The 21,975-nt window shown below is 67.0% G+C and carries 25 protein-coding genes; 21 read left to right on the forward strand and 4 right to left on the reverse strand.

Going from position 1 to position 21,975, the window contains the following annotated elements; genetic code table 11:
• The first annotated feature begins 424 nt into the window (after positions 1-424).
• From ACFY3V_RS35565 to ACFY3V_RS35645, 17 genes are all read left to right on the forward strand, one after another.
• Entirely contained in the window at positions 425-1,420 is a 996-nt protein-coding gene (locus ACFY3V_RS35565) for a YncE family protein (protein ID WP_362907516.1), read from the forward strand.
• A gap of 256 nt (positions 1,421-1,676) precedes the next feature.
• Positions 1,677-2,591, forward strand: a complete 915-nt coding sequence (locus tag ACFY3V_RS35570) for a LysR family transcriptional regulator (protein WP_350945728.1) — start codon at positions 1,677-1,679, stop codon at positions 2,589-2,591.
• A gap of 338 nt (positions 2,592-2,929) precedes the next feature.
• The gene (locus tag ACFY3V_RS35575) at positions 2,930-3,877 is read left to right on the forward strand and encodes an ABC transporter permease (RefSeq protein WP_389779572.1); all 948 of its coding nucleotides are present in this window, start codon (positions 2,930-2,932) and stop codon (positions 3,875-3,877) included.
• A 35-nt stretch (positions 3,878-3,912) separates the two neighbouring features.
• Positions 3,913-4,707, forward strand: a complete 795-nt coding sequence (locus ACFY3V_RS35580) for an ABC transporter ATP-binding protein (RefSeq protein ID WP_362907510.1) — start codon at positions 3,913-3,915, stop codon at positions 4,705-4,707.
• 38 nt (positions 4,708-4,745) lie between these two features.
• Positions 4,746-5,543: an ABC transporter permease gene (locus tag ACFY3V_RS35585; protein ID WP_362907508.1), complete on the forward strand. Its 798-nt coding sequence runs from the start codon at positions 4,746-4,748 to the stop codon at positions 5,541-5,543.
• Positions 5,544-5,588: 45 nt separating this feature from the next.
• Positions 5,589-6,758, forward strand: coding sequence for an ABC transporter substrate-binding protein (locus tag ACFY3V_RS35590; protein WP_389779575.1), 1,170 nt, complete (start codon positions 5,589-5,591; stop codon positions 6,756-6,758).
• Between the two features lie 116 nt (positions 6,759-6,874).
• On the forward strand, positions 6,875-7,678 hold the full coding sequence (locus tag ACFY3V_RS35595) for an IclR family transcriptional regulator (RefSeq protein ID WP_362907504.1): 804 nt from the start codon (positions 6,875-6,877) through the stop codon (positions 7,676-7,678).
• Positions 7,679-7,712: 34 nt separating this feature from the next.
• Positions 7,713-7,883, forward strand: a complete 171-nt coding sequence (locus ACFY3V_RS35600) for a hypothetical protein (protein ID WP_362907502.1) — start codon at positions 7,713-7,715, stop codon at positions 7,881-7,883.
• Entirely contained in the window at positions 7,880-8,743 is an 864-nt protein-coding gene (locus tag ACFY3V_RS35605) for a nitrilase family protein (RefSeq protein WP_389779578.1), read from the forward strand. Before ACFY3V_RS35600 ends, ACFY3V_RS35605 begins: the two co-directional genes overlap by 4 nt.
• Before the next feature lie 120 nt (positions 8,744-8,863).
• Positions 8,864-9,427: an amino acid synthesis family protein gene (locus ACFY3V_RS35610; protein WP_362907498.1), complete on the forward strand. Its 564-nt coding sequence runs from the start codon at positions 8,864-8,866 to the stop codon at positions 9,425-9,427.
• A gap of 28 nt (positions 9,428-9,455) precedes the next feature.
• Positions 9,456-10,811, forward strand: a complete 1,356-nt coding sequence (locus ACFY3V_RS35615; protein ID WP_362907496.1) for an aminotransferase class III-fold pyridoxal phosphate-dependent enzyme — start codon at positions 9,456-9,458, stop codon at positions 10,809-10,811.
• A gap of 49 nt (positions 10,812-10,860) precedes the next feature.
• Positions 10,861-12,276: a dihydropyrimidinase gene (gene hydA, locus ACFY3V_RS35620; RefSeq protein ID WP_362907494.1), complete on the forward strand. Its 1,416-nt coding sequence runs from the start codon at positions 10,861-10,863 to the stop codon at positions 12,274-12,276.
• Positions 12,277-12,302: 26 nt separating this feature from the next.
• Complete coding sequence (locus ACFY3V_RS35625) at positions 12,303-13,310, forward strand: LLM class flavin-dependent oxidoreductase (protein ID WP_350945739.1); 1,008 nt, start codon at positions 12,303-12,305, stop codon at positions 13,308-13,310.
• Between the two features lie 3 nt (positions 13,311-13,313).
• Positions 13,314-14,018 (forward strand): NADPH-dependent F420 reductase, encoded by a 705-nt coding sequence (gene npdG / locus ACFY3V_RS35630; RefSeq protein WP_389779581.1) that lies wholly within the window; start codon positions 13,314-13,316, stop codon positions 14,016-14,018.
• Complete coding sequence (locus ACFY3V_RS35635) at positions 14,015-14,833, forward strand: carbon-nitrogen hydrolase family protein (protein WP_389779583.1); 819 nt, start codon at positions 14,015-14,017, stop codon at positions 14,831-14,833. Before npdG ends, ACFY3V_RS35635 begins: the two co-directional genes overlap by 4 nt.
• A 187-nt stretch (positions 14,834-15,020) precedes the next feature.
• A complete protein-coding gene (locus ACFY3V_RS35640; RefSeq protein ID WP_389779585.1) occupies positions 15,021-15,623 on the forward strand; it encodes a winged helix-turn-helix domain-containing protein in 603 nt (200 codons plus the stop codon).
• Positions 15,624-16,210: 587 nt separating this feature from the next.
• Positions 16,211-16,585, forward strand: a complete 375-nt coding sequence (locus tag ACFY3V_RS35645; RefSeq protein ID WP_350945743.1) for a nuclear transport factor 2 family protein — start codon at positions 16,211-16,213, stop codon at positions 16,583-16,585.
• Positions 16,586-16,877: 292 nt separating this feature from the next.
• On the opposite strand, the gene ACFY3V_RS35650 is transcribed toward ACFY3V_RS35645, so the two are convergent.
• Entirely contained in the window at positions 16,878-17,408 is a 531-nt protein-coding gene (locus ACFY3V_RS35650; protein WP_389779588.1) for an ATP-binding protein, read from the reverse strand.
• A gap of 255 nt (positions 17,409-17,663) precedes the next feature.
• On the opposite strand from ACFY3V_RS35650, the gene ACFY3V_RS35655 reads away from it, so the two are divergent.
• From ACFY3V_RS35655 to ACFY3V_RS35670, 4 genes are all read left to right on the forward strand, one after another.
• Positions 17,664-18,554, forward strand: a complete 891-nt coding sequence (locus ACFY3V_RS35655; RefSeq protein WP_389779590.1) for a helix-turn-helix domain-containing protein — start codon at positions 17,664-17,666, stop codon at positions 18,552-18,554.
• A complete protein-coding gene (locus ACFY3V_RS35660; RefSeq protein ID WP_389779592.1) occupies positions 18,542-18,754 on the forward strand; it encodes a DUF397 domain-containing protein in 213 nt (70 codons plus the stop codon). The genes ACFY3V_RS35655 and ACFY3V_RS35660 overlap by 13 nt, the downstream gene beginning before the upstream one ends.
• A 27-nt stretch (positions 18,755-18,781) precedes the next feature.
• Complete coding sequence (locus ACFY3V_RS35665) at positions 18,782-18,994, forward strand: DUF397 domain-containing protein (protein WP_389779594.1); 213 nt, start codon at positions 18,782-18,784, stop codon at positions 18,992-18,994.
• Between the two features lie 204 nt (positions 18,995-19,198).
• Positions 19,199-20,320, forward strand: a complete 1,122-nt coding sequence (locus tag ACFY3V_RS35670; RefSeq protein WP_389779596.1) for a glycosyltransferase family 2 protein — start codon at positions 19,199-19,201, stop codon at positions 20,318-20,320.
• 171 nt (positions 20,321-20,491) lie between these two features.
• On the opposite strand, the gene ACFY3V_RS35675 is transcribed toward ACFY3V_RS35670, so the two are convergent.
• The 3 genes from ACFY3V_RS35675 to ACFY3V_RS35685 all read right to left on the reverse strand — a co-directional run bounded on the left by ACFY3V_RS35675 (position 20,492) and on the right by ACFY3V_RS35685 (position 21,904).
• Positions 20,492-20,977 carry a hypothetical protein gene (locus ACFY3V_RS35675; protein ID WP_350945749.1) on the reverse strand — a complete coding sequence of 162 codons (486 nt, stop codon included), beginning with the start codon at positions 20,975-20,977 and terminating at the stop codon, positions 20,492-20,494.
• On the reverse strand, positions 20,974-21,228 hold the full coding sequence (locus ACFY3V_RS35680; RefSeq protein WP_343974952.1) for a hypothetical protein: 255 nt from the start codon (positions 21,226-21,228) through the stop codon (positions 20,974-20,976). Before ACFY3V_RS35680 ends, ACFY3V_RS35675 begins: the two co-directional genes overlap by 4 nt.
• A gap of 145 nt (positions 21,229-21,373) precedes the next feature.
• Positions 21,374-21,904, reverse strand: a complete 531-nt coding sequence (locus tag ACFY3V_RS35685; RefSeq protein ID WP_389779598.1) for a pyridoxamine 5'-phosphate oxidase family protein — start codon at positions 21,902-21,904, stop codon at positions 21,374-21,376.
• Positions 21,905-21,975: the final 71 nt, after the last annotated feature.

Genomic DNA, 21,975 nt, shown 5'->3' on the forward strand with positions numbered 1-21,975 from the left:
CCCCACCCCCCCCCGCCCACTAGTGTGGGGGGGGGGGGGGCGCCCCCACCCCCCCCCCCCCCCGGGGGGGGGGGGGGGGGGGGGACAAAAAGGCCCCCCCCCCCCCCCCCGAAACTCCGCCCGTTCATTCGGGCGAGCGGGGGCGGAGCACGATCGCGGAGGCGATTGACACGTGGCCTTAACAGGGTTTGGACCGCCCGGCCCGCTGCCGTCGAGCGATGAATCGATCAAGTGAATGATCGCAGGGGTTCAAATCGGCGTGTCGTTTTCCCGGGCGCGATGCCATATGGGCGTAGAACGAGACCCTGTGATGTCGATGGAGGTTCTGGTGCTTCGGCTTTGGATGAGAAACCCGATTGAGAATCACCGCCGGAAACCGTCCAGCCGATTCCCAAGGCACAGGCGATCCCAGATCCGTCCGTTCATGACCGCTGTGGCCGTCGCGGCGGGGTTGGCGGTAACGGCAGCCATGACCGTCCCGGCTGCGGCGACCACGCAACCTCCGAGGTTCGTCTATGTGGCCAACACGCAGTCGGACACCGTGTCGGTGATCAACACATTGACCAACACGGTCGCCGCCACCATCCCCGTCGGCCGCGCCCCTCTCGAGATAGCGATCTCTCCCAACGGCGCCCGCGCCTATGTGACGAACCAGGGATCGGTCACCGTGTCGGTGATCAACACTTCGACCAACACGGTCACCGCCACCATCCCCGTCGACGACTACCCGCTGGGGATCGCGGTCTCCCCTCGCGGCACCCGTGTCTACGTGACCAACACGCAGTCGGACATCGTTTCGGTGATCAACACATTGACCAACAAGGTCACCGCCACCATCCCCGTCGGCCACCACCCCTTCAGGATCGGGATCACCCCCAACGGCCTCCGTGCCTACGTGACCAACCAGGACTCGGACACCGTGTCGGTGATCAACACATTGACCAACAAGGTCACCGCCACCATCCCCGTCGGCCACCACCCCTTCGGGATCGGGATCACCCCCAACGGCGCCCACGTCTACGTGACCAACCAGGACTCGAACATCGTTTCGGTGATCAACACATTGACCAACAAGGTCACCACCATCCCCGTCGACCGGAGCCCCTTCAGGATCGCGATCACCCCCAACGGCCTCCGCGCCTACGTGACCAACCTGACCTCGAACACCGTGTCGGTGATCAACACCATGACAGGCGAGCTCACCGCCACCATCCCCGTCGGCCAGAGCCCCTTCGGGATCTCGATCGCCCCCGGCGGCACCCACGCCTATGTGAGCAACCTGAGCTCGGATTCCGTGTCGGTGATCAACACCACGACCAACACGGTCATCGCCACCATCCCCGTCGGCGACGGGCCTTTTGGGGTCGCAGCCGGAAACGCCGTCCACCGGGGTGGTGTCCCGACCATGACTCGCGAGTGAGAAGAAGTATCCGCACCGCTCGAACTCGCACCGGTCTCGGAACCGGACCGGCTCGCCGATCGCCTGCCTGCGAACCCCTGACGGACCCACGATCACCCGGCGCCGTCGATCCCGGCACACGAGTCGTCGGAGCGAGCACCGGGTAACGAACTTCGCGGTCGGTGGCTACGGCGTCAACGGTGCTCAGAGCTCCGTATCCCGGCCCTGTGCCGAACCCGCGTCACGGTTCGCGGGCGACCTCGGTGAGAATACGGAGGTGATAGACACGCGGCGGCTCAGGACCCTGCGTGCGGTGGCCGACCACCGCACGGTCACCGCGGCCGCCGCCGCGCTGCACCTCACCCCCTCGGCGGTCTCCCAGCAGCTCGCCGCCCTGGAGCACGAGGTCGGCCACCGGCTGTTCGACCGCGACGGCCGGGGCGTGCGGCTCACCGCCGTCGGGCGCATCCTCCTCGACCACGCCAACGAGATCCTCGCCCAGCTGGAACGGACGGAAGCCGACATCGCCGCCTACACGGCCGGTACGGCGGGCGAGGTGAAGGTGGCCTCCTTCGCCACCGCGATCGGGCTCGTCGTGGCTCCCGCGATCGGCACCCTGCGGGGCAAGGAGCCGGGCATCCGGGTGCGCGTCCTGGACGCCGAGGGCGACCAGAGCCTCACCATGGTCCTGGACGGCGCGGTGGACGCGGCCGTGGCCGTGGAGTATCGCGGAGCCCCCGCCGAGGACGACCGGCGGCTGTCGCGCATCCCGCTCTACTCCGAGCCGTTCGACCTGGTGCTCCCCCGGGGCCACCGCCTCTCCGGGAGCGAGGTGACGGTCGCGGACCTGTCGGGCGAGACGTGGATCGGCCCCTACCCCGGCAATCCCTGCCACGACGTGATCGCGCTGGCCTGCGAGCACGCGGGTTTCACCCCCGAGTTCGCCCACTCCTCCGACGACTTCAGCGCGGTGGTCGCGCTCGCCGCCGCCGGGGCCGGGGTGGCGATGGTGCCACGGCTCGCCCTGCGCGGCACCGACCCGTCCGGCGTGGTGATCCGCCCGGTGCCCGGCCCGGAACGCCGCGTCTTCACCGCCGTACGCCGGGGCGCGGAACGGCACCCCCTGCTCGTCCCGCTGCTGAACGCCCTCCAGGACGCCGCGACCACCCTGGACCGGCCCTCTCCGTCCTGACGACCGCTCCATCGGCCGGGACGGGCGACCGGTGTCGGTGACCCTGAGGCTCAGGACTCCCGGCGAGTGCCCGAAACGGCACGTCATCCGTTGAACGGATCCTCCGGATCAGGAGTGTGTGCAGCTCACAGGCGATTACCTTCCACCGGCCACGGGTTTCGGACAGGCTACTGAGGCACAAACAGTGAGACCTGAAGTTTTCATACGAACCATTGACGGCGGATGAACGCCACACCTACATTGAACCATCGGATCGCTGAGCGATCCGATGGTTCATTGCAGGCGATGAACACCGCACCGTGACATGTCTCTCCCCACGACTCGGAGAGTGGACCGGCATGACGGCCATGAAAACCCCCTCCACAGCACCCACCACCCCGGAGCCCCCTCCGAAGCGGGAGGTCGCGATCACGAGCACAGCCCTGGCGAGAACAACGGCCCTGAGATCCCGGCTCACAGGCGGGGTGGTCGGCCTTGCCGTCCTGGCCTTCCTCGCCGCCCTCTGGGAGGGCTACAAGGCGCTGGGCCAGGCGACAGGCGACCGACTGCTCGGAATACCGTTCCCGGTCGCGACCGACGATCTGTCCATGCCACACCTCGGCACGATCCTGGGCGCGCTGGTGGAACCCGCCCGCCGTGGGAACCCGACCAGCCTGGGCGTCTACCTGCTCGGGGAAACCTCCGTGACGCTGCGCGAGGCCGCCTACGGCCTGGTGGCCGGATCGCTCCTCGGACTGGCGCTCGCCATCGTCTTCCTCCACATCCCGCCGGTCTCGCGTGGCCTCATGCCGTGGCTGGTCGCCTCGCAGACCATTCCGCTGGTCGCCATCGCCCCGATGATCGTCATCTGGGGCGGCAAGGCAGGGCTGCCTCCGTGGGTCGCGGTCACCGGCATCGCGGCGTACCTGGCTTTCTTTCCCGTGACGATCAACGCGTTGCGAGGGCTCAAGTCACCGCCGAAGGTGCAGACGGAGTTCATGCGCAGCGTGGGTGCCGGGAGGCTCCAGTTCCTGCTCTGGCTCCGCATGCCCGCGGCGCTGCCGTACCTCTTCGCGGGGCTACGACTCGCCGCCACCGCCAGTGTCGTCGGCGCCATCGTGGGTGAGTTGTCGGCGGGCACGGGACGAGGAATCGGCCGAGCCATCCTCACCTTCGCCTACTACTACTCGAACGGCCCCGAGAAGCTGTACGCCGCCGTCCTTGTCGCGGCCGTCGCGGGGATCGTGTTCGTCCAGCTCCTCAGCTGGATCGAGCGATTCGCCCTCCGCAACCGGCACAGCCGATGACCGCCATCTCTCTTCCGATCCCTGGAGAGCCCACGATGCCTGAATCCGCAATCATCAGTGTCAGCGGTGTCACGAAGGAGTTCAACAGCGGGACGGACCGTTCCGTGACGGCGCTGACGGACATCGACCTGTCCATCGCCGAAGGCGAGTTCGTGTCGCTGCTGGGTCCGAGCGGCTGCGGGAAGAGCACGCTCCTGCGGATCATGGCGGACCTCACCCAACCCACCGGCGGTTCGGTGAGTTTGAACGGCAAAGCCCCCGGCGCCGCACGGCGAGACCGTGACTACGGGATGGTCTTCCAGCAGGCCGGCCTGTTCGACTGGCGAAACGTCCAGCGCAACGTGGAGTTGCCGCTCCAGGTCGCCGGTGTGGCCAAGGAGACCCGGCGGGCCAAGGCCACGTCCATGCTCGAACTCGTCCGCCTGTCCGAGTTCGCCCACCACTTCCCGTGGCAGCTCTCCGGCGGCATGCAGCAGCGCGTGGCGATCGCCAGGGCGCTGTCCGCGGACCCGAAGATCCTTTTCATGGACGAACCGCTCGGCGCACTCGACGAGATGAACCGGGAGCGCCTTCAGGGTGAGCTTCTGCGGATCTGGTCCGACACGAGGACGACCGTCGTCTTCGTGACGCACAGCATCTCGGAGGCCGTGTTCCTGTCGTCGCGGATCGTGGTGATGTCCTCTCGCCCCGGGCGGATCGCCACCAGCATCGACGTCGATCTGCCGTACCCGCGTTCCGCCGCCACGCGGACGACACCCGAGTACTTCAAGAAGGTCACCGAGGTCAGGTCCGCTCTGCACGGCACGTCGGCCGCCCAGGACGCGCCGTGAGCGTCCGTACCGAAAGCCGTACCGAAAGCAGGCGTTCGATGCCGATCACCGCCGGACGGGCCGGGACGGCTGCCAGGCGAGGACTGCCGGTCCTGGCCGCCGCGGTCGTCATCCTGGGCACCTGGCAGCTCGCGGTGCGGCTGTTCCAGGTCCCGTCGTTCATCCTGCCCGCGCCGAGTGAAATCGCCTCGGCACTGGCATCGGAGTTCCCGACGATCCTCTCCGCCTCGAACGTCACCGTCAGGGCGGTCCTGCTCGGCCTCGTTCTCGGGTCCGTCGCCGGCATCCTCGTGGCGCTGGTGGTCAGCCGCTTCCACAAGGTGGCGGGCCCGGTCCTGGCGATGGCCGTGATCGTCAACTGCGCTCCCATCGTCGCGCTGGCGCCGATCTTCAACAACTGGTTCGGCGTGACCAACCTCGCCTCCAAGGCCGGCGTCGCAGCGGTCATGGTGTTCTTTCCGGTCCTGGTCAACACGGCCAGGGGCCTGCTCCAGATCTCACCGCTGCACCTGGAGCTCATGGAGTCGCTGGCGGCACAACCGCGACAGATCTCCCTGATGTTGCGACTCCCCAACGCGTTGCCCTATCTCTTCAACGCGCTCAAGCTCGGGTCCACCCTGGCCGTCATCGGCGTCATCGTGACCGAGTACTTCGGTGGTCCGAGCAATGCGCTCGGGGTGTACATCGCCTATCAGGCAGCCCTGCCGCGCTTCGCCGAAGCATGGGCAGGGATCTTCGTAGCCAGCCTGCTCGGGCTCACGACGTTCGGGCTGATCTCGCTGCTGGAGCGGCTTCTGATGCCCTGGCACGAGTCGATTCACAGCGACGAGACGTGATCTCCGGTCATTTCCCCCCACGATTACTTCCTTGAAGGAGCCACAATGTTCCGCTCCCTTCGGCGCCTCCCGCGCCCACGGGTCAATCGCCGCGCCGTCGGCGCCGTGGTGGTCGCCGCCACGCTCTCCCTGTCCGCCTGTGGCATGTCGGAGGACACCACGGCCTCCGGGTCCGGCGCGGAGGACACCACCTCGTGTCAGACGCGAACCCCGGTCAGGCTCGTCCTCCAGTGGGTGGCGCAGTCGCAGTTCGCCGGCTACTACGCCGCCAAGGAGAAGGGCTACTACGACGCCGAGTGTCTCGATGTGACCATCCAGGAGGGTGGCGTCAACATCGTGCCGCAGCAGGTGCTGTCGGCGGGCAACGCGGAGTTCGCGGTCAGCCACGTCACCAAGACGATGGCCACCCGGGAGCAGGGGGCCGACCTCGTCAACATCGGCCAGGTGTTCCAGCGCGGCGCGTACCTGCAGGTCGCCTGGGCGGACTCGGGCATCAAGCAGCTCGCGGACCTCAAGGGCAAGAAGGTCGGCAGCTGGGGGTTCGGCAACGAGCTGGTGCTGTTCGCGGCGATGAAGGGCGCCGGCGTCGACCCGGCCAAGGACGTCACCGTCGTACAGCAGCCGTTCGACATGTCACTGCTGCTGAAGCGTGAGGTCGACGCGGCCCAGGCCAAGATCTACAACGAGTACGCCCAGCTTCTGGAGACCGTCAACCCCGAGACCGGCGCGCTGTACAAGCCGGAGGACTTCTCGGCCATCAGCCTTCAGGACGCGGGATACACGAGCCTTGAGGACGGTATCTACGCGCGTGGCGACTGGCTGGCCGAGGACGCCAACAAGGACGTCGCCGTGAAGTTCCTCAAGGCGACGTACAAGGGCTGGGGCTTCTGCCGGGACGACCTGGCCGGCTGTGTCGAGATCGTCCTCAACAACGGCAGCGCGCTCGGCCAGGGTCACCAGACGTGGATGCTGAACGAGGTCAACAAGCTCGTGTGGCCTTCACCCGACGGCGTCGGGACCGTCGACCAGAAGGCGTGGGACCAGACGATCAAGATCGCGATCGACGCCAAGGTGCTCAAGGCCGACCCCGGTGAGGGCGCCTTCCGCAGGGACCTCACCGAGAAGGCGGACCAGGAACTCAAGGCGGAGGGATTCGACATCACCGGCGAGGGCTACAAGCCGGAGACCGTGGAACTCACCGCCGGGGGCAAGTAGCAGATGATGTTCGTGCGTTATGCGGCATAAGTCGGTGTAAGGCACGGACAACACCCGGCGAGCCTGCCACGATGATGGCCGCAACCGTCGATCACATCACCTCAACGGAGGAGACAATGGCACCCAGCGAAGCGGGACTCGTCCGCCGGACTATCTGGCTGCTTCGTGCCGTGGCCGCCCACCCGGAGGGTGTCGGGCTCAGCGAGGTCGCCAGGGAGGCCGGCATCCCCAAGGCGACGTGCTACCGCGTGCTCACCGTCCTCGAACGGGAGAGCTGGCTGACACTCGATCCGGACACCCGCCGTTATCGGGTCTCACTCGGCCTCCTCTCGATCGTCGGAGGACTGCTGGACCGCGACGGCGCTTACGGCCACATGCGCGGCGTCCTGCGGCAACTCGCCGAGGAGACCAAGGAGACCTCCGGGTTCGACGTGCTCCTGCCACCCAACGTCATGGTCGTCGCACAGGTCGCCGGGCCCTCGCTGATCGGGCAGACGCTCAAACCCGTCCCGCGGACCCAGCCCGTGTGGGCGACCTCGACCGGCAAGGTTCTGCTCGCCGCCCTCGATCCGGAGGCGGTGCGGACGGATTTCGCGGCCGAGTTCTCGGAGAAGGCCCCCGAGGAGCTGGGCGGTCTGGACGCGTTCATCGAGTCGCTGGACTCGGTCCGCCGCAACGGCTTCGCCCTCGCCTACGACGAGCTCGAAGTCGGCGCGGCGTCCGTGGCCGCGCCGGTACGGGTCAGGGACTCGACGCCCTACGCGGTGTGGATCGGCGGCCCCACCTATCGCATCACGCGTGACCGCATCGATTCGGTGGCGGAATCGGTGATCGAGGCCGCTCGAAGGCTGAGTGAACTGCTGAGCGTCACGGACATCGTCCTGCCGAGTTCCCTGACCGGGGGCCAGGCCACCAACTGATCGGCGCCAAGGAGGCGCGACGAGGAGTTCGCCCATGACATCTCTTACCGACACGATCGCCGCGGCCGAAGGCATCGCCGGCAGTGTGCAGAAAGGCGGGTTCGTCGGCGGGGTCAATCAGTCCGGTCCGGGGCGTGAGGGCCGCCGGGCCGGGATGGCCGAGTATCCCGAGGTCGAGTACATGTCCGTCAGGGCGCCGTGGTGACCGGGTTCATCCTGGCGGGCGTGCAGTTACGCCCGCGCATCGGTGACGTCGCCGGCAACATCGAGCGATCGTCGAAGTGGATCACGAAGGCGGCCGAGGCCGGTGCGCGGCTCGTCGTCCTTCCCGAGGCGTCCTCCGCGGGGTACGTCTTCGCGGACCGCGCCGAGGCCCTTCGGTACGCCGAGGACGTCCCCGAAGGACCGGCCTGCTCGGCCTGGGCCGCACTCGCCAGGAGACACGGTCTCTGGATCGTCGCCGGTGTCACCGAACGCGAGGGCGACCGGGCGTACAACTCGGCCGTGCTGATAGGCCCTGACGGGCACGTCGGAACGTTCCGCAAGGCCCACCTCTGGAACGACGAGAAGGCCGTCTACCACCGCAACGAGGCGGGGTTTCCGGTCTTCGACACGCCTCTGGGGCGGATCGGGGTGGGGATCTGCTACGACGCGTGGTTCCCGGAGACCTTCCGCAGCGCGGCTCTCCAGGGCGCCGACCTGATCGTTCTTCCGTCGAACTGGGTCCCCGTGCCGGGCCAGCCGGCCGATGTGCCGGCCATGGCCACCCTCATGTGCATGACCGGTGCGCACAGCAACCAGTCCTACGTCGCGGGCGTGAGCCGGGTGGGTGTCGAGCGCGGTCAGGAGTTCGTCGGGAGATCGGTGATCGTCGGCCCCGACGGCTGGATCGTCGCGGGTCCCGCGAGCGACGACGGCGAAGAGCTGTTGCTCGCCGAGATCGACCTCATCGGGTCGCGAGAGGCCCGGCGCGGCAACCCGTTCAACCAGCCGCTGGCGGACCGCCGCCCCGATCTCTACGTCACCCACGACGCCCGGGATGCCCAGGACGGCCGACGGGACTGATCCCGGCGCCGCGGCCACGAACGGGCGCCCGGTTTCCATCCTCGAATCCCTTGACACAATCCCGGCCGTCCTCAAAAATTGAACCAACGGTTCATCAGATGAACCATAGAAGGAGACGAAGTGAGCATCCAGGTCCGCAAGATCATCAAGCATCTCGAGGAGACCGTGCTCGAGAACGGGCGGCCGGTCGAGCGCCCGCACCGGGTCGCGTTCGTCGGCGCGGTGATCGTCAACCCGTACCCGAGCGAGTACGTCCAGGACCTGGTGACGCTCGCCGACGAGCTGGGCGAGGAGATCGGGCAGCTCGTCGGCCCGGCCTGCGTGGAACTGCTCGGTGACGAGGTGGAGGCGTTCGGCAAGGCCGCGCTCGTCGGCATCGACGGCGAGGTCGAGCACGGCTCGGCGCTGATCCACAACCTCCGGTTCGGCAACGTCTTCCGCAAGGCGGCCGGCGGCACCGAACTCCTGCCCGCCGCCGAGAAGGTCGGCCTCCCCGGCAGCCCGATCGACATCCCGCTCAAGCACAAGCTCGACGCGAAGACCCGCTCGCACCACCAGACGGTGACCTTCCAGGTCGCCGACGTCCCCCGTCCCCGCGAGATCCTCGTGATCTGCGCGGCCGCCAACGCCGGTCGCCCGCTGGCCCGCCTGGCCGCGTTCGGCGCCGAGACGAAGACCCAGTGACACCCGCGGGACGAAGGAAGGCGATCCGATGACCGTCACCGACGCGCAGACATGGACCGGCCAGCGGGTGAAGGAGGCCGACAAGGAGTACGTCATCCACTCCTGGTCGGTCCAGGGCGCGCTCGACCCCATCCCGGTCGCCGGAGGCTCGGGCTCCTGGTTCTGGGACTACGAAGGCCGCAAGTACCTCGACTTCCAGTCGCAACTGGTCAACCTCAACCTCGGACACCAGCACCCGAAGCTGGTCGAGGCCATTCGCAGCCAGGCCGAACAGCTGTGCTACATCGGCCCCGGTTTCGCCGAGCGGTCCCGGGCGGAGCTGGCCGAGATGCTGGCCGGGCTGACGCCCGGTGACCTGAAGATGAGCTTCTTCACCACCGGTGGTGCGGCGGCCAACGAGAACGCCGTGCGCCTCGCCCGTCACGTGACCGGCCGCCAGAAGATCGTGGCCCGGTACCGCTCCTATCACGGGGCGACCGCGGGGGCGATGGCGCTGACCGGGGACCCACGTCGCTGGGCGGCGGAGCCGGGCATGACCGGCGTGGTGCGGATGCTCGATCCGTACACCTACCGCTGCCCCGCGGGCCACCCCGACCCGTGCCCCGTCTGCTCGGGGGGACCGCACCTGGAGGAGATCCTCCAGTACGAGAACCCCGACACCGTGGCCGCCGTGATCGTCGAGCCGGTGACCGGCACGAACGGGCTTCTGTACCCGCCTGACGGATACCTCCGCTCCCTGAGGGAGGTCTGCGACAAGTACGGCATCCTGCTCATCTTCGACGAGGTCATGGCGGGGTTCGGCCGGACGGGCGAATGGTTCGCCTGCGACCACTGGGATGTCACCCCGGACATCCTCACCACCGCGAAGGGGCTCAACTCCGGTTACGTCCCGCTGGGCGCGATGACCGTGTCGGAGAAGATCTCCGACTGGTTGCGGGACAACATGTTCTGGGGCGGTCTCACCTACGCGGGACACCCGCTCGCCTGCGCCTCCGGGGTCGCCTCTCTGCGCATCATGCAGGACGAGGGTGTCGTCGAGAACTCCCGGCTCATGGGCCGGCGGCTCGGCGAAGGGCTCGCGACCCTGGCCGGCAGGCACCCGAGCATCGGTGACATTCGTGGCCGTGGCCTCTTCTACGGAGTGGAACTCGTCAAGGACCGGGCCACGCGCGAACCGCTCGTGCCGTTCAACGCCAAGGGGCCCGCGGCCGCACCCGTGAGCCGCGTGCTCAAGGCGGCGATGGAGCGTGGCATGTACCTCACGGCGAACTTCAACGTGCTGCGCCTGACCCCGCCGCTCATCATCCGCGAGCCGGAGATCGACCTGGCTCTCGACGTGCTGGACGAGGTGCTCACGCTGGCCGACGAGCACTACGTCGGCTGATCAGACCGACCGTCCAGCTGGTGTGACCGGCCGTTCAGGAGGGGAAACGATGGGATCGACACTCATCAAAGGCGGTACCGTCGTCAACGCCGACGCCGCGATCCGAGCCGATGTCCTGGTGCGTGACGGTCTCGTCGTCGCACTCGGGCTCGGCGACGACTGGTCGGCCGACGAGGTCGTCGACGCGACCGGGAAGCTCGTTCTCCCCGGCGGTATCGACGTGCACACGCATCTGGAATATCCGATCGACGGCTTCACGACCCGAACGGCGGACGACTTCCACAGCGGCACGATCGCGGCCGCGCACGGCGGGACGACGACGGTCATCGACTTCGTGAAGAAGGAGCCCGACAAATCCCTCTTCGACTCATACATGCGTCGCCGGGATGTGGCCGCCGACAAGGCCGTCGTCGACTTCGGGCTGCACGCCATCGTGCCACCGCGCGACCAGCAGGAGAACGTGCTGGACGACCTGCGCCGCCTGGCCGGGGAAGGCGCGTCGAGCTGGAAGTTCTTCATGGCCTACCCCGGCACGCAGATGGTCGACGACGGCCAGCTGCTCGAAGGCCTCGAACTCGCGGTCGAGTACGGCGTGCTGCCGATGGTGCATGCCGAGAACGGCCACATGGTGGCCCGAGAGACCCGATTGCTGATCGAGAGTGGACGCACCGCCGAGAACTACCACGCCACGGCGCACGGCCACGAGTCGGAAGCCGAAGCGGTGCATCGGGCGATCGTCCTGGCGGACTCCGTCGGCAGTCCCGTCTACGTGGTGCACGTCTCCAGCGCGGCGGCCGCGGCGGAGATCGGCCAGGCGCGGAGCCGGGGCTCACTGGTGTGGGGAGAGACGTGCCCGCAGTATCTCGCGGTCGCGTACGAGGACTACGCCGAACTCGGTGAGAAGGCCGCCGCGTACATCTGCTCGCCGCCGATCCGGGAGCGCGGCAACCAGGAGGGCCTGTGGCAGGCGCTCACCACGGGGGCGCTGTCGACGGTGGCCACCGACCACGCGGGTTTCTGCCTGGAGCAGCCCAACGACCTCCCTCCGCAGAAACTGCGCAGCCCCGGCTATTTCCCGAAGGTTCCCAACGGGGTTCCGGGAGTCGAGGACCGGCTCATGGTCGTCTGGGAGACGGGAGTCAAGACGGGCCGGATCGACATGTGCAGGTTCGTCGACCTCATGGCGACGCGTCCGGCCAAGCTGTTCGGGCTCTTCCCGCACAAGGGTCTGGTGGCCGTGGGCGCCGACGCCGACCTCCTCGTGTGGGACACCGCGGCGGACCACGTCATCACCACGGCCGGTTCGCACATGCGCACGGACTACAACCTCTACGACGGCATGCGGGTGACCGGACGACCGGTCCACGTGTTCTCCCGCGGCCATCACCTCGTCAACGACGGAGCCTTCGACGGGAAACCCGGTCGCGGATCCTTCCTGACCCGGGGCAAGCCCCACCTCTTCTGACCCCGACTGATCGGAGTTCTCCGGATATGAAACTTCCCCTCGGCATCCACGTCGGCGAGAGGCTGAGCCTCGAACAGACCTACTGGCAGGCCGAATTCGCGGATCGGAACGGATTCGAGTCGGTCTGGGTGGCCGAAGGCCGCCTGGCCAGGGACGGAATCGTGCCCGCGGCCATCATCGCGAGCAGGACCTCCAACCTGAAGATCGGCACGGGCGTCGTCAACAACAAGAGCCGCAACGCGGCGCTGATGGCCGTGACCTTCAAGACCCTGGACGAGGTGGCTCCGGGTCGCGCGATCCTCGGCATCGGCGCCTGGTGGGAGCCGCTCGCCACGAAGGTCGGCCAGCCGCTCGTGAAGCCGCTCGCCTCGATGCGCGAGTACATCGCCGTCTGCCAGGCGTTCTTCCGCAACGAACTCGTCTCCTTCGAAGGCGAGTTCGTGCAGATGCGCGACGTGCGATTCGACAGCATGTACCGCGAGAACAAGCCGGTCGACATCCCCATCTACATCGGCGCGGTCGGGCCGAAGATGCTGGAGCTCGCCGGAGAGATCAGCGACGGCGTCCACATGGACTTCCTCCTGCCGCCGTCCTATCTGACCGGCGCCAAAGAGGCGATCGGCCGGGGCGTCGCCAAGCGCACCGACGGTCGCGCGGGGATCGACCTGACCCAGATCGTGGCATGCAGCGTCAACGACGACGACCCGCAGGAGGCCATCGACGCGTGCAAGGCGTTCCTCACCCTCTACCTCATGCAGCAGCCGCACATCGCCGAGCACTGTGGCGTGGAGCGCGAACTGGTCGACCGGCTGCAGGAGGTGGCGGGATGGCCCGCGACCCCCGAGGACATCAAGCGCGCGATGCCTCTCGTCTCGAACTCGCTGGTGCAGAGCGTCACCGCGTGCGGGTCCACGTCGCAGGCATTCGACAAGCTCATGTCGTACCACGAGGCCGGCGTCAGATGCCCGATCATCTCCACGCTCGGCGACAAGGAGCGGACGCTCACCAGCCTTGCCATGGCCGCGAAGGACTGAACGATGGATCACCACTCTCCCCGGACGACCATCGCCATCGTGGGCGGGACGGGACCTCAGGGCCGCGGCCTCGGATACCGGCTGGCCCGTGCCGGACACCAGGTCATCCTGGGATCACGTGACGGAGACCGGGCCGCGCAGGCGGCCGCCGACCTGTCGGAGCTTCCCGCCGTGGGAACGACCGTCCGCGGAGACACCAACGCGTCGGCGGCCGCCGACGCGGAGGTCGTCATCCTCGCCGTACCGTACAAGGGGCACGCGGACCTGGTCGGCGGTCTGGCCGCCGACCTCGACGGCAAGCTGCTGATCAGCTGTGTCAATCCCCTCGGCTTCGACCGGCACGGCCCGTACGGACTGGACGTACCGGACGGCAGCGCCGCGGAGGAGGCGGCGCGGATCGTACCCGGCACCACGGTCGTCGGCGCGTTCCACCATCTCTCGGCGCCGCTCCTCCTCGATCCCGGCGCGGACCTGTCCCACGAGGACGTGCTGGTGTGCGGTGACGACGCGGAGGCCAAAACGCGCGTGATGGCACTGGCCGTCGAGGTGACCGGCGGCCGGGGAGTCGACGCCGGCCGTCTGCGAACGGCGCGCCAACTGGAGCCGCTCACCGCCGTGCTCATCTCCGTGAACAAGCGTTATCGCACGCGGTCCGGCATAGCGGTGACCGGAATGCCGCAGCCCACTCCCGAGAAGGTGATCGTATGAAGCTCGCCGCGGTTCAGCTCCGCGCCACGGACGACCGGACGGAGACCATCGGCAGGGCCGGCGATCTCCTGGACGCCGCCGCCGATCAGGGCGCCGGCATCGTCCTTCTTCCCGAGCTGTTCGCCGTCCCGTTCGTGCAGCCTGACCCGGACCCGGATTACTTCGAGCTGGCCGAGCGTCTCGACGGCCCGTCGAACACGATGGCGGCCGACCGATCCCGTCGGCACGGGATCACGGTGGTCTCTTCGATATTCGAAGCCGGTGATGTTCCCGGCGTGTATTTCAACGCCGCCTGCACGTACGTCGCGGGCGAGCTGAAGTCGGTCTATCGAAAGTCCCACCTGCCGTTCTCCAACGGATTCCCGGAGAAGTTCTATTTCCGGCCGGGGGGCACCGAGCCCGAGGTCGTGCAGACGGGTGAGACCGGGGTCGGCACGATCATCTGTTACGAGAGGCACTTCCCCGAGCTGAGCAGGATCGTCGCCCTTCGAGGCGGTTCGGTGCTGTGCGTGCCGGTCGCGTCCGCGAGCGCGCCCATGCGTGAGGTCTTCCAGCTCGAACTGAGGGCACACGCCGTGTTCAACGGGCTCTTCGTGATCTGCGCCAACCGGGTGGGCAGCGAAGGCGTCAAGGACTACTTCGGGATGAGCGCCGTCTACGGCCCCGACGGCGACATCCTCGCCCAGGCGAGTGACGACGGCGACGACGTCGCGATCGCCGAAGTCGACCTGGAGCTGATCGCGAGTTCGCGCCGTCGCCGCCCGTTCCTCCGCGACCGGCGCCCGGAGCTGTACGACCGGCTGACGGCGATGTGACACCACCCGGAAAAACCCGCACGCCACGTGCCGGCATGAGATCTCCGTCGTTTCCCTCCGAACCGGGTCCCGGCACCGGGACAAAGCCCCCGGCGGGGTGCTCCAACCGGACCCCGCCGCCCTGACGACGGCTCCGTCGGCCGCCGCGATGATTGATATTCGGTATAACCGAAGATACATTCGGTTTATGCGAAGCGTCGCAGCGCCCGTCGTTCCCATCTTCAAGTCTCGGACTCAGGCGGAGATCCTCGCCGCCATCTATCTACGGCCCCGGCAAGACTGGACTCTCGCCTCTCTGGCCCGAGATCTGGGCACGGCACCCTCCACCCTGCACGCCGAGGTCCATCGCCTCATCGACGCACAGCTGATCACCACTACCGAGATCGGACGCTCTCACGTCCTGCGCGCCAATCCCGACCATCCCCTGTTCCGGCCCGTGACCGAGATCCTGAACTACATGTACGGACCTCGTACGATCATCAGCGAGGAGTTCGCCGGCATCCCCGGCACCGAGCGCCTGCTCATCTTCGGCTCATGGGCCGCCCGACATGCGGGAAACCCAGGACCTGTCCCCCACGACATCGACATACTTGTCGTCGGCGAGGTCGACCGGGCCGCCGTCTATGCCGCCGCCGACCGTGCTCAGGAACGCATCGGCATGCCGGTGAATCCCGTCCTCGCCTCCACCCACCGCTGGAACGCGGAGGCCGACGCGCTCATCAGACAGATCAAGTCAGCCCCCGTGATCGACCTGACCGCCACGTCTTCAGCGCCGCACGCCGAGGCATGAAACCGCATCCCTCGCCGGACGCCTTCCAGGACGCCGCGACGACACCGCGCAGGCCCCCGTCCCGGTGACGTGGACGCTCGTCGCGACCAAGGGCATCTTCAGCACGAACGAGGCATCGAGGTGGCCGTTGTCCTCACCGTCGGGTTTCCGAGGCGGGGGGGAGCTCCTCGTTGTCGTCCGCCCACGATTTCGACAGGAGGGGTAGCCGGTGCCGGCGGTGGCGCCAGTGATGACCCATCGCTCCTCCTACCAGGGCGACCGTGGCGATCAGTCCGGCGATCATCGCCTGAAGCACCGAGTACATATCCCCACCCCCATCCTTAAAGTTCTCTATGCGGCTTTTCGTGGGACAGGGAATGCATGGATGCATCAGGCTTAAATTTTCTTGAAAAGCGATTTACCTCACCATGTACCCCCAATTCCCTCTCCCGCCCCACATGGCTCGCACACCCCACACGACCCGGATGGGCACATCGGGAAGGTTCGGCTGTTCGGCGCCTTCAACGGGACCGGCCGCGCTCGTTCCTGCGGAACATCGAGGTGCGTCCGCGTCTTCGCGGCTCGGGTCGGCTGGCTATCATCGCGAAGTGACGGACGACGCTCTTCATGATCACGCCATTGACGCATTCATCGCGGCGGCCAACACCGCTGACCACACCCAGCGGGCCACACTTCTGAGCCGCGCTCTCACCGCCGACGTCGTCTTCTGGGGGCCGTTGGGCCGAGGCGTCGGGCGCAAGGCGGTCGAGGACTTCATCACCGAGGTGGTGCAGGGGCACCCGTCCGGCCCCTGCCGGATGGTCCGTACGACCCGGGTGGACGCACCGGACGAGTGGGCGCGTTTCGGGTGGCGCTACGAGGACGCCTCGGGCCGGAGCCTGCTGACCGGGATGGACGTGGTGCACGTCACCCCCGAGGGCGACATCGACGAAATAGTGATCTTCGCCGACTCCCCGGAATGACCTCCGGCTCACCCGGGTGCCGGACGCGCTCTGACACACCCGCGCCGGGTGCCCGCCGTCTTCGTGAGGTCGATATTCGGTATGACCGAAGACACATTCGGCTGTACCGAAGCGTCGCGGCGTCCCTCGTCCCCACGCGGTGATATCCGCTGATCGTCGCGAGGCCCCCGGCGGAGGCTCCAACGGGGGAGGTGGAGCCGGGGCGGCACAGGTCGCGGGTTCCTGGGGACGGGCCCGCGTGCCACTACCCGCCGGGGGCGGTTCAGGGTCCCGACCGCTGCCGGGCCTCCGTTCAGGCGGAGGCGGGCGGTCCAGGAAGGAGATCATCCGGAGCGGACGAGGCTGCCGGGACCGACGGATCTGACAGCTCGGAGAGGTTCTCATCGGGGAGCGGAACCGAGGGAAGCTCGCACCAGACGGTCCGGCCGGGCTGTCGTCCGTGGGAGCGGCAGCCCCAGTTCCCGCCCGAGAGCATGCCGACGATGGCCAGCCCTCGGCCGTTCTCCATCAGCAGCGACACCGGGTCCACCCGAAGGCGGGGTTCCTCGACGCTGAGGCCCGCGTCCACGACCTCGACGCGCAGCAAGCCACCGTACGCCAGCAGCCGCAGGATCAGCGGGTCGTCATCACCGGCCCCGGCCTGCCCGCTCACCCCGCGCCGAGCGTGCCGGACGGCGTTGGTCACCAGCTCGGACACGGCCAGCCGCGCGTTCTCGTAGGCCGGATGCCCCTCCCCCAGCCATTTACGAACCTCCTCCCGTGCCCTCGAAGCGGCTTCGACATTACCGAGCAGAAGTATTTCGCTAAACGTCTCCGGTTCCATGGGATTGCGCCTTCCGACCGAATTGAACCGACCCGTTCTCACGTGAGCCGTCGGCTGACATCCCGCGACAGCATCGGCCCGACGGGAAAACGGTCCCAAACACCGAGGCGCGAAGGAAGCAGATCCGCGCTTATCAGGGGTTCACAGTTCGAGAAGTAAGTTCACAAAACTGTGAACCCAAGAAAATCCCGTATTCCATTCCCTCCGCAATGCAAATGAAGGAGAATCCCCAGGAGACAGCGAGAGGAGAGCGAGATGAGCGTCATACCAGAACCGGATCCAGAGATGGAGCCCACACCCGAGACAGAGTCGGAGCCGGAGTTCGATACGGATTACCATGAATCCACGCGCGTTCAATTCGGTAGAGAGCTACGGAAATACCGGCTTTTGTCGAGATTTACCCAGAGGCAGCTCTGCCTCGCGGTCCCCCTCGCCGTGAGCCAGCTGAGCATGCTGGAGAACGGCCACCGTGCCCCCACCTGGAAGCTGGCCCGTCAGCTCGACGAGGCCCTCAACCTGGGCACGACGCTCGCCGACCTCCTGGACCACCTGGACCGCACGGCCACCCAGGTCCCCCACTGGTTCCGCCCCTGGCTGGAGTTCGAGCCCCTCTCGACCTCCCAGCGCATCTGGGAACCCCTGATGGTGCCCGGCCTCCTCCAGACGGAGCAGTACGCGGAAGCCATCCTCAGCCGCAGCCCCGGCGTCACTCCCGAGCAGGTGAAGCAGAACGTCGCGGACCGGATGGGCAGAAAGAGCATTCTGCACCGACCCGATCCCCCGATGCTCTGGGTCATCCTGGACGAGGGCATCCTGCACCGTCCCGTCGCCGATCCCGAGGTGATGAGGGGACAGTTCCACTACCTTCTGGAGATGTCGGAGAGCCGATGGCTCTCTCTGCAGGTGCTCCCCCACAGCGCGCGCAACGTGCTCGGCCTGCTGGGCGGCTTCACCATCGCCGACATGCCAAAAAACGCACCGCCCGTGGCATACATCGATTCCCAGAGCACCGGGGACCGGACGAGCGAGCGGGCCGAAGAGATAAAAAGGCTAGAATTCCTATATGACCTGATCCGTGCGGACGCCCTATCCCGGAGCGATTCACGCGACAAGATCAAGGAGGCGATCCAGCGATGGACGACCTGACCCAACAGCTTCACACCGCTCACTGGCGCAAATCCACCCTCTCCGGCCACGACGCGAGCAACTGCGTGGAAATCGCCGACCTCTCCCACGGCCACCGAGGCATCCGCGACAGCAAAAACCCCACCGCCCCCGCCCTCGTCCTCACCCCCACCGCATGGAACACCTTCATCACCAGCGTGAAGAACGGCCACTTCGACTGACCATCCACCCAAGGAAACGCCACAGCAATGGACATCCCCGCCCAGGAGCTCCACAGCGTCCACTGGCGTAAATCCACCCTCTCAGGTGGAGACGGAAGCAACTGCGTCGAGATCGCCGACCTCTCCCACAGCCACCGAGGCATCCGCGACAGCAAAAACCCCACCGCCCCCGCCCTCATCCTCACCCCCACCGCATGGAACACCTTCATCACCAGCGTGAAGAACGGCCACTTCGACTGACCACCCAAGGAAACGCCACAGCGACGACCTCTTTTCGTCCCGCTGAGGACCGCTCCCCGTTCACTGCATGATCGGAAAGCCAGGCGTTCGCCTGATGAAGCAAGAGGGCTCCTGGTAGACGGGTCCATCACCGTCACGACCAGGAGCTCTGGGTGCTGCCCTACCGTGCCACGGTCGTTTCGTCGCCCATTCACAGGAGGTTTCGTGAAGGTCAGCGTCGTCATTCCCGCCTTCAACGTGCGGAGCAAGTTACGCCTGTTGCTGTACACCCTCGCGCACAGCGTGCTCGATCCGGAGGACTCCTTCGAGATCGTCGTCGCCGACGACGGCTCCACCGACGGTACCGGCGAGATGGTCGCCGAGCTGGCGGGCCGTGACAACCTGACCTACCTCTACCTTCCGCGCACCGACCGGTCGAGCCGGGCGGCCGCCCGTAACGCGGGCATCGCCAAGGCCGACGGGGAACTCATCGTCATGGTCGACGCCGATACGGTGGTCGGGCCGACCTATCTCGCCGAACACGTCCGTTATCACCGGCTCAGGAATGATCTCGTGGTGATCGGCTCCCGCCCGGACCTCGGAGACGGAGACTTCGACGAGGAGCGCCTCAGCCGCGAATTCACCTTCGACGCCATGCCCGCCGTTGCCTGGGGTGATCCGCGCGAGCGGGTGCTGGCCGAATTCTCGGGCAACATGAACCGGCTCGCCATCTGCTGGCATTTCCTGTTCACCTGCAACGCCTCGGTACGCGTCGAACACCTACGCCGGCTCGGTGGTTTCGACGAGGCGTTTCTCGGCTGGGGACTTGAGGACACCGACCTGGGATATCGGCTGCGGCAGGCGGGACTGGCCTTCGCCTTCAACGTCTCGGCCGTGGCCTACCACCAGCGGCGCCGGGAGATAGACGCCGCGATGTACGACGACTGGGTCCACAATCTCTCCTACATGATGGCCAAGCATCAGGCGCCGGAAGTGGCGATCCAGTCGATCGTCGGCCCGGCGATGAACCCCACTGACCGGCGGATCGGCTGGGTTGAGGCGATGCGCTGCTTCGAGTTCGCCGCGCGGGCCCTCGACGGCCGGCTACCGGTGTCCACCACCTACCGGCTCGTGGTGGTCGAGGAGGACACGGTCGACGCCGCGACGGCGGAGTTGGCGGCCCACGGCGCGACGAGCGATCTTCTCGTCATCGACGAGACCCCCGGCGCCGAGCTGTCCGGCCCGGTCCAGTGCGTGGACACCTCCGGCGAACTGCTCTACTTCCACCGGCCGTCGGCGACACAGCGAGCCGAGATCCTCAGCCGCTACCCGGTGGCCGACGGATGAGCTGAACGTATTTCACCCCGTTTCGCGGGCCTGAAGAACGACGACCTCGACTGATTTCACATGCACCTTCACCAAGAAACCCCCCGATCACATGGCGAATTCGGGGGGTTTCTCTGTTTGGCGAGAGAACTCAGTCACTCCGATCGACTGGATCGTCGACGCCCAGCACAATCAGCTCCAGTTTTCGGGCGGACCGTCCTGTAGGTCTTCGACGCTCACTCCCGGCAGGTCGTTGAGCAACCGCCCCCACACCTGCTTTCCTGCGAGCGTCAGTACAGTACGGTCAGTCCGATTACCCCAGTAGGCGGCCTCTGCCACGTCGATCGGCACCACATCGACCCCAAGGTCCGCCCAGGTGCCGGAGATCCCTCGCTGGGCATCACCGTCAAGATCGATTTTGACAGGGTCGTATCCAACGCCGAGTTTCACGACAATCTCATCGAGACCCAGTCGGGGATTACGGGCCAGAAGTTCCGCGTCCAGATATTCTCGCTGGTCCACGGTGAGGTGTGCTCGTGCGGTGATCACTGATATGGCAGGCAGAAGAAGACCGTCAGGGACACGACGTTTGATCGCATGCACCACGCCGACCGCTTGGTCGTGTCCTTGGGCATAAGCGGTGATGAGCGAGGTGTCGAGAATGAACTTGGCGCTCACGCCGTGGCCCGGCCGGCGTACTTGGCGATCAGTTCTTCGGCTCGACGCTCACCGGCGGCGAACCCCTCAGGGTTGGAGGTGCGGATCGCCTCGATGCGACGCGCTTCTCGCTCCTTGGCAGCCCGGTAATCCTGCTGCATCTGTCGGTGAACGGCCTGAGCGATGTACTCGGCAGGCGTGATGTCCTGGCCGGTCTCGGCAATCCACTGCCTGGCCTCGGCAAGCAGATCGGCGGGAAGTTCGTTGCTCATGTCCCGAGCGTAGTGCAGGCACCTCGCACAGGCGGGGAATCAATGGAGAGCTTCGCGGTATGGAACATCGACAACACCCACAGAGGTTCACAATGGCCCCGTCTGGAGGCATGGCCTCGCTGAAGGCTGAGGACTGTGCCACGGATCAGGGCCGGGGCGGCGCGGTGAGTTTCGCGACGTCGGAGGCGTAGACGGTCATCCAGTGCGGATGCAGCCGGTAGTAGACCACCTCGTTGGTCCAGTCGAAGGCGTCGTCGCCGTAGAAGTCCTTGAAGTACGCGAGCAGGTCCGGCCAGTCCGCGGCCGGCTCGCCGTCCTGGGGGTTGAGGATCTCCACGGTGCCGTGGGTGAACACGCCCAGTTCCTCACCGCGCATGTACGCGGCGCTGACGGCGGGCCTGGCGGCGAGGTGGCGGGCCTTGGCGGCGTTGAGCGCCGTGCCGAAGTGCCACTTTCCGTGCAGGAAGTGCCCGTCCACCCCGCTGATCCGCGGCTCACCCTTCGCCGTCACGGTGGACAGCGCGAGGGGGCACATACCGGCGAGGACCTGGGTGAGCTGCTCTGCGCCCAGGGTGCGCTCGCCGCTGATGACCGAGCGGAGGTACGAGTTGGAGCGGAAGAGAGAGGCGTCCAGGAGGGCCTGGAGCTCTTTGAGCTCTTCTGGCGTTTCGCGCATCGAAATCCTTGTCTATCCGTAGGGCCCGGTCCACGCCCACCATCGACGCCGACCGGGGAACCCATGCTCGA

It is taken from the genome of Streptosporangium sp. NPDC000095, from assembly GCF_042899335.1.
Taxonomy (GTDB): Bacteria; Actinomycetota; Actinomycetes; order Streptosporangiales; family Streptosporangiaceae; genus Streptosporangium.

What these genes read in the sequence shown, in the direction of transcription:
- ACFY3V_RS35565 (WP_362907516.1), top strand. Translation starts at nt 425, where the DNA reads ATGACCGCTGTGGCCGTCGCGGCGGGGTTGGCGGTAACGGCAGCCATG.
- ACFY3V_RS35575 (WP_389779572.1), top strand. Translation starts at nt 2,930, where the DNA reads ATGACGGCCATGAAAACCCCCTCCACAGCACCCACCACCCCGGAGCCC.
- ACFY3V_RS35580 (WP_362907510.1), top strand. Translation starts at nt 3,913, where the DNA reads ATGCCTGAATCCGCAATCATCAGTGTCAGCGGTGTCACGAAGGAGTTC.
- ACFY3V_RS35585 (WP_362907508.1), top strand. Translation starts at nt 4,746, where the DNA reads ATGCCGATCACCGCCGGACGGGCCGGGACGGCTGCCAGGCGAGGACTG.
- ACFY3V_RS35590 (WP_389779575.1), top strand. Translation starts at nt 5,589, where the DNA reads ATGTTCCGCTCCCTTCGGCGCCTCCCGCGCCCACGGGTCAATCGCCGC.
- ACFY3V_RS35595 (WP_362907504.1), top strand. Translation starts at nt 6,875, where the DNA reads ATGGCACCCAGCGAAGCGGGACTCGTCCGCCGGACTATCTGGCTGCTT.
- ACFY3V_RS35600 (WP_362907502.1), top strand. Translation starts at nt 7,713, where the DNA reads ATGACATCTCTTACCGACACGATCGCCGCGGCCGAAGGCATCGCCGGC.
- ACFY3V_RS35615 (WP_362907496.1), top strand. Translation starts at nt 9,456, where the DNA reads ATGACCGTCACCGACGCGCAGACATGGACCGGCCAGCGGGTGAAGGAG.
- hydA (WP_362907494.1), top strand. Translation starts at nt 10,861, where the DNA reads ATGGGATCGACACTCATCAAAGGCGGTACCGTCGTCAACGCCGACGCC.
- ACFY3V_RS35625 (WP_350945739.1), top strand. Translation starts at nt 12,303, where the DNA reads ATGAAACTTCCCCTCGGCATCCACGTCGGCGAGAGGCTGAGCCTCGAA.
- npdG (WP_389779581.1), top strand. Translation starts at nt 13,314, where the DNA reads ATGGATCACCACTCTCCCCGGACGACCATCGCCATCGTGGGCGGGACG.
- ACFY3V_RS35635 (WP_389779583.1), top strand. Translation starts at nt 14,015, where the DNA reads ATGAAGCTCGCCGCGGTTCAGCTCCGCGCCACGGACGACCGGACGGAG.
- ACFY3V_RS35640 (WP_389779585.1), top strand. Translation starts at nt 15,021, where the DNA reads ATGCGAAGCGTCGCAGCGCCCGTCGTTCCCATCTTCAAGTCTCGGACT.
- ACFY3V_RS35650 (WP_389779588.1), bottom strand. Translation starts at nt 17,408, where the DNA reads ATGGAACCGGAGACGTTTAGCGAAATACTTCTGCTCGGTAATGTCGAA.
- ACFY3V_RS35655 (WP_389779590.1), top strand. Translation starts at nt 17,664, where the DNA reads ATGAGCGTCATACCAGAACCGGATCCAGAGATGGAGCCCACACCCGAG.
- ACFY3V_RS35660 (WP_389779592.1), top strand. Translation starts at nt 18,542, where the DNA reads ATGGACGACCTGACCCAACAGCTTCACACCGCTCACTGGCGCAAATCC.
- ACFY3V_RS35665 (WP_389779594.1), top strand. Translation starts at nt 18,782, where the DNA reads ATGGACATCCCCGCCCAGGAGCTCCACAGCGTCCACTGGCGTAAATCC.
- ACFY3V_RS35680 (WP_343974952.1), bottom strand. Translation starts at nt 21,228, where the DNA reads ATGAGCAACGAACTTCCCGCCGATCTGCTTGCCGAGGCCAGGCAGTGG.
- ACFY3V_RS35685 (WP_389779598.1), bottom strand. Translation starts at nt 21,904, where the DNA reads ATGCGCGAAACGCCAGAAGAGCTCAAAGAGCTCCAGGCCCTCCTGGAC.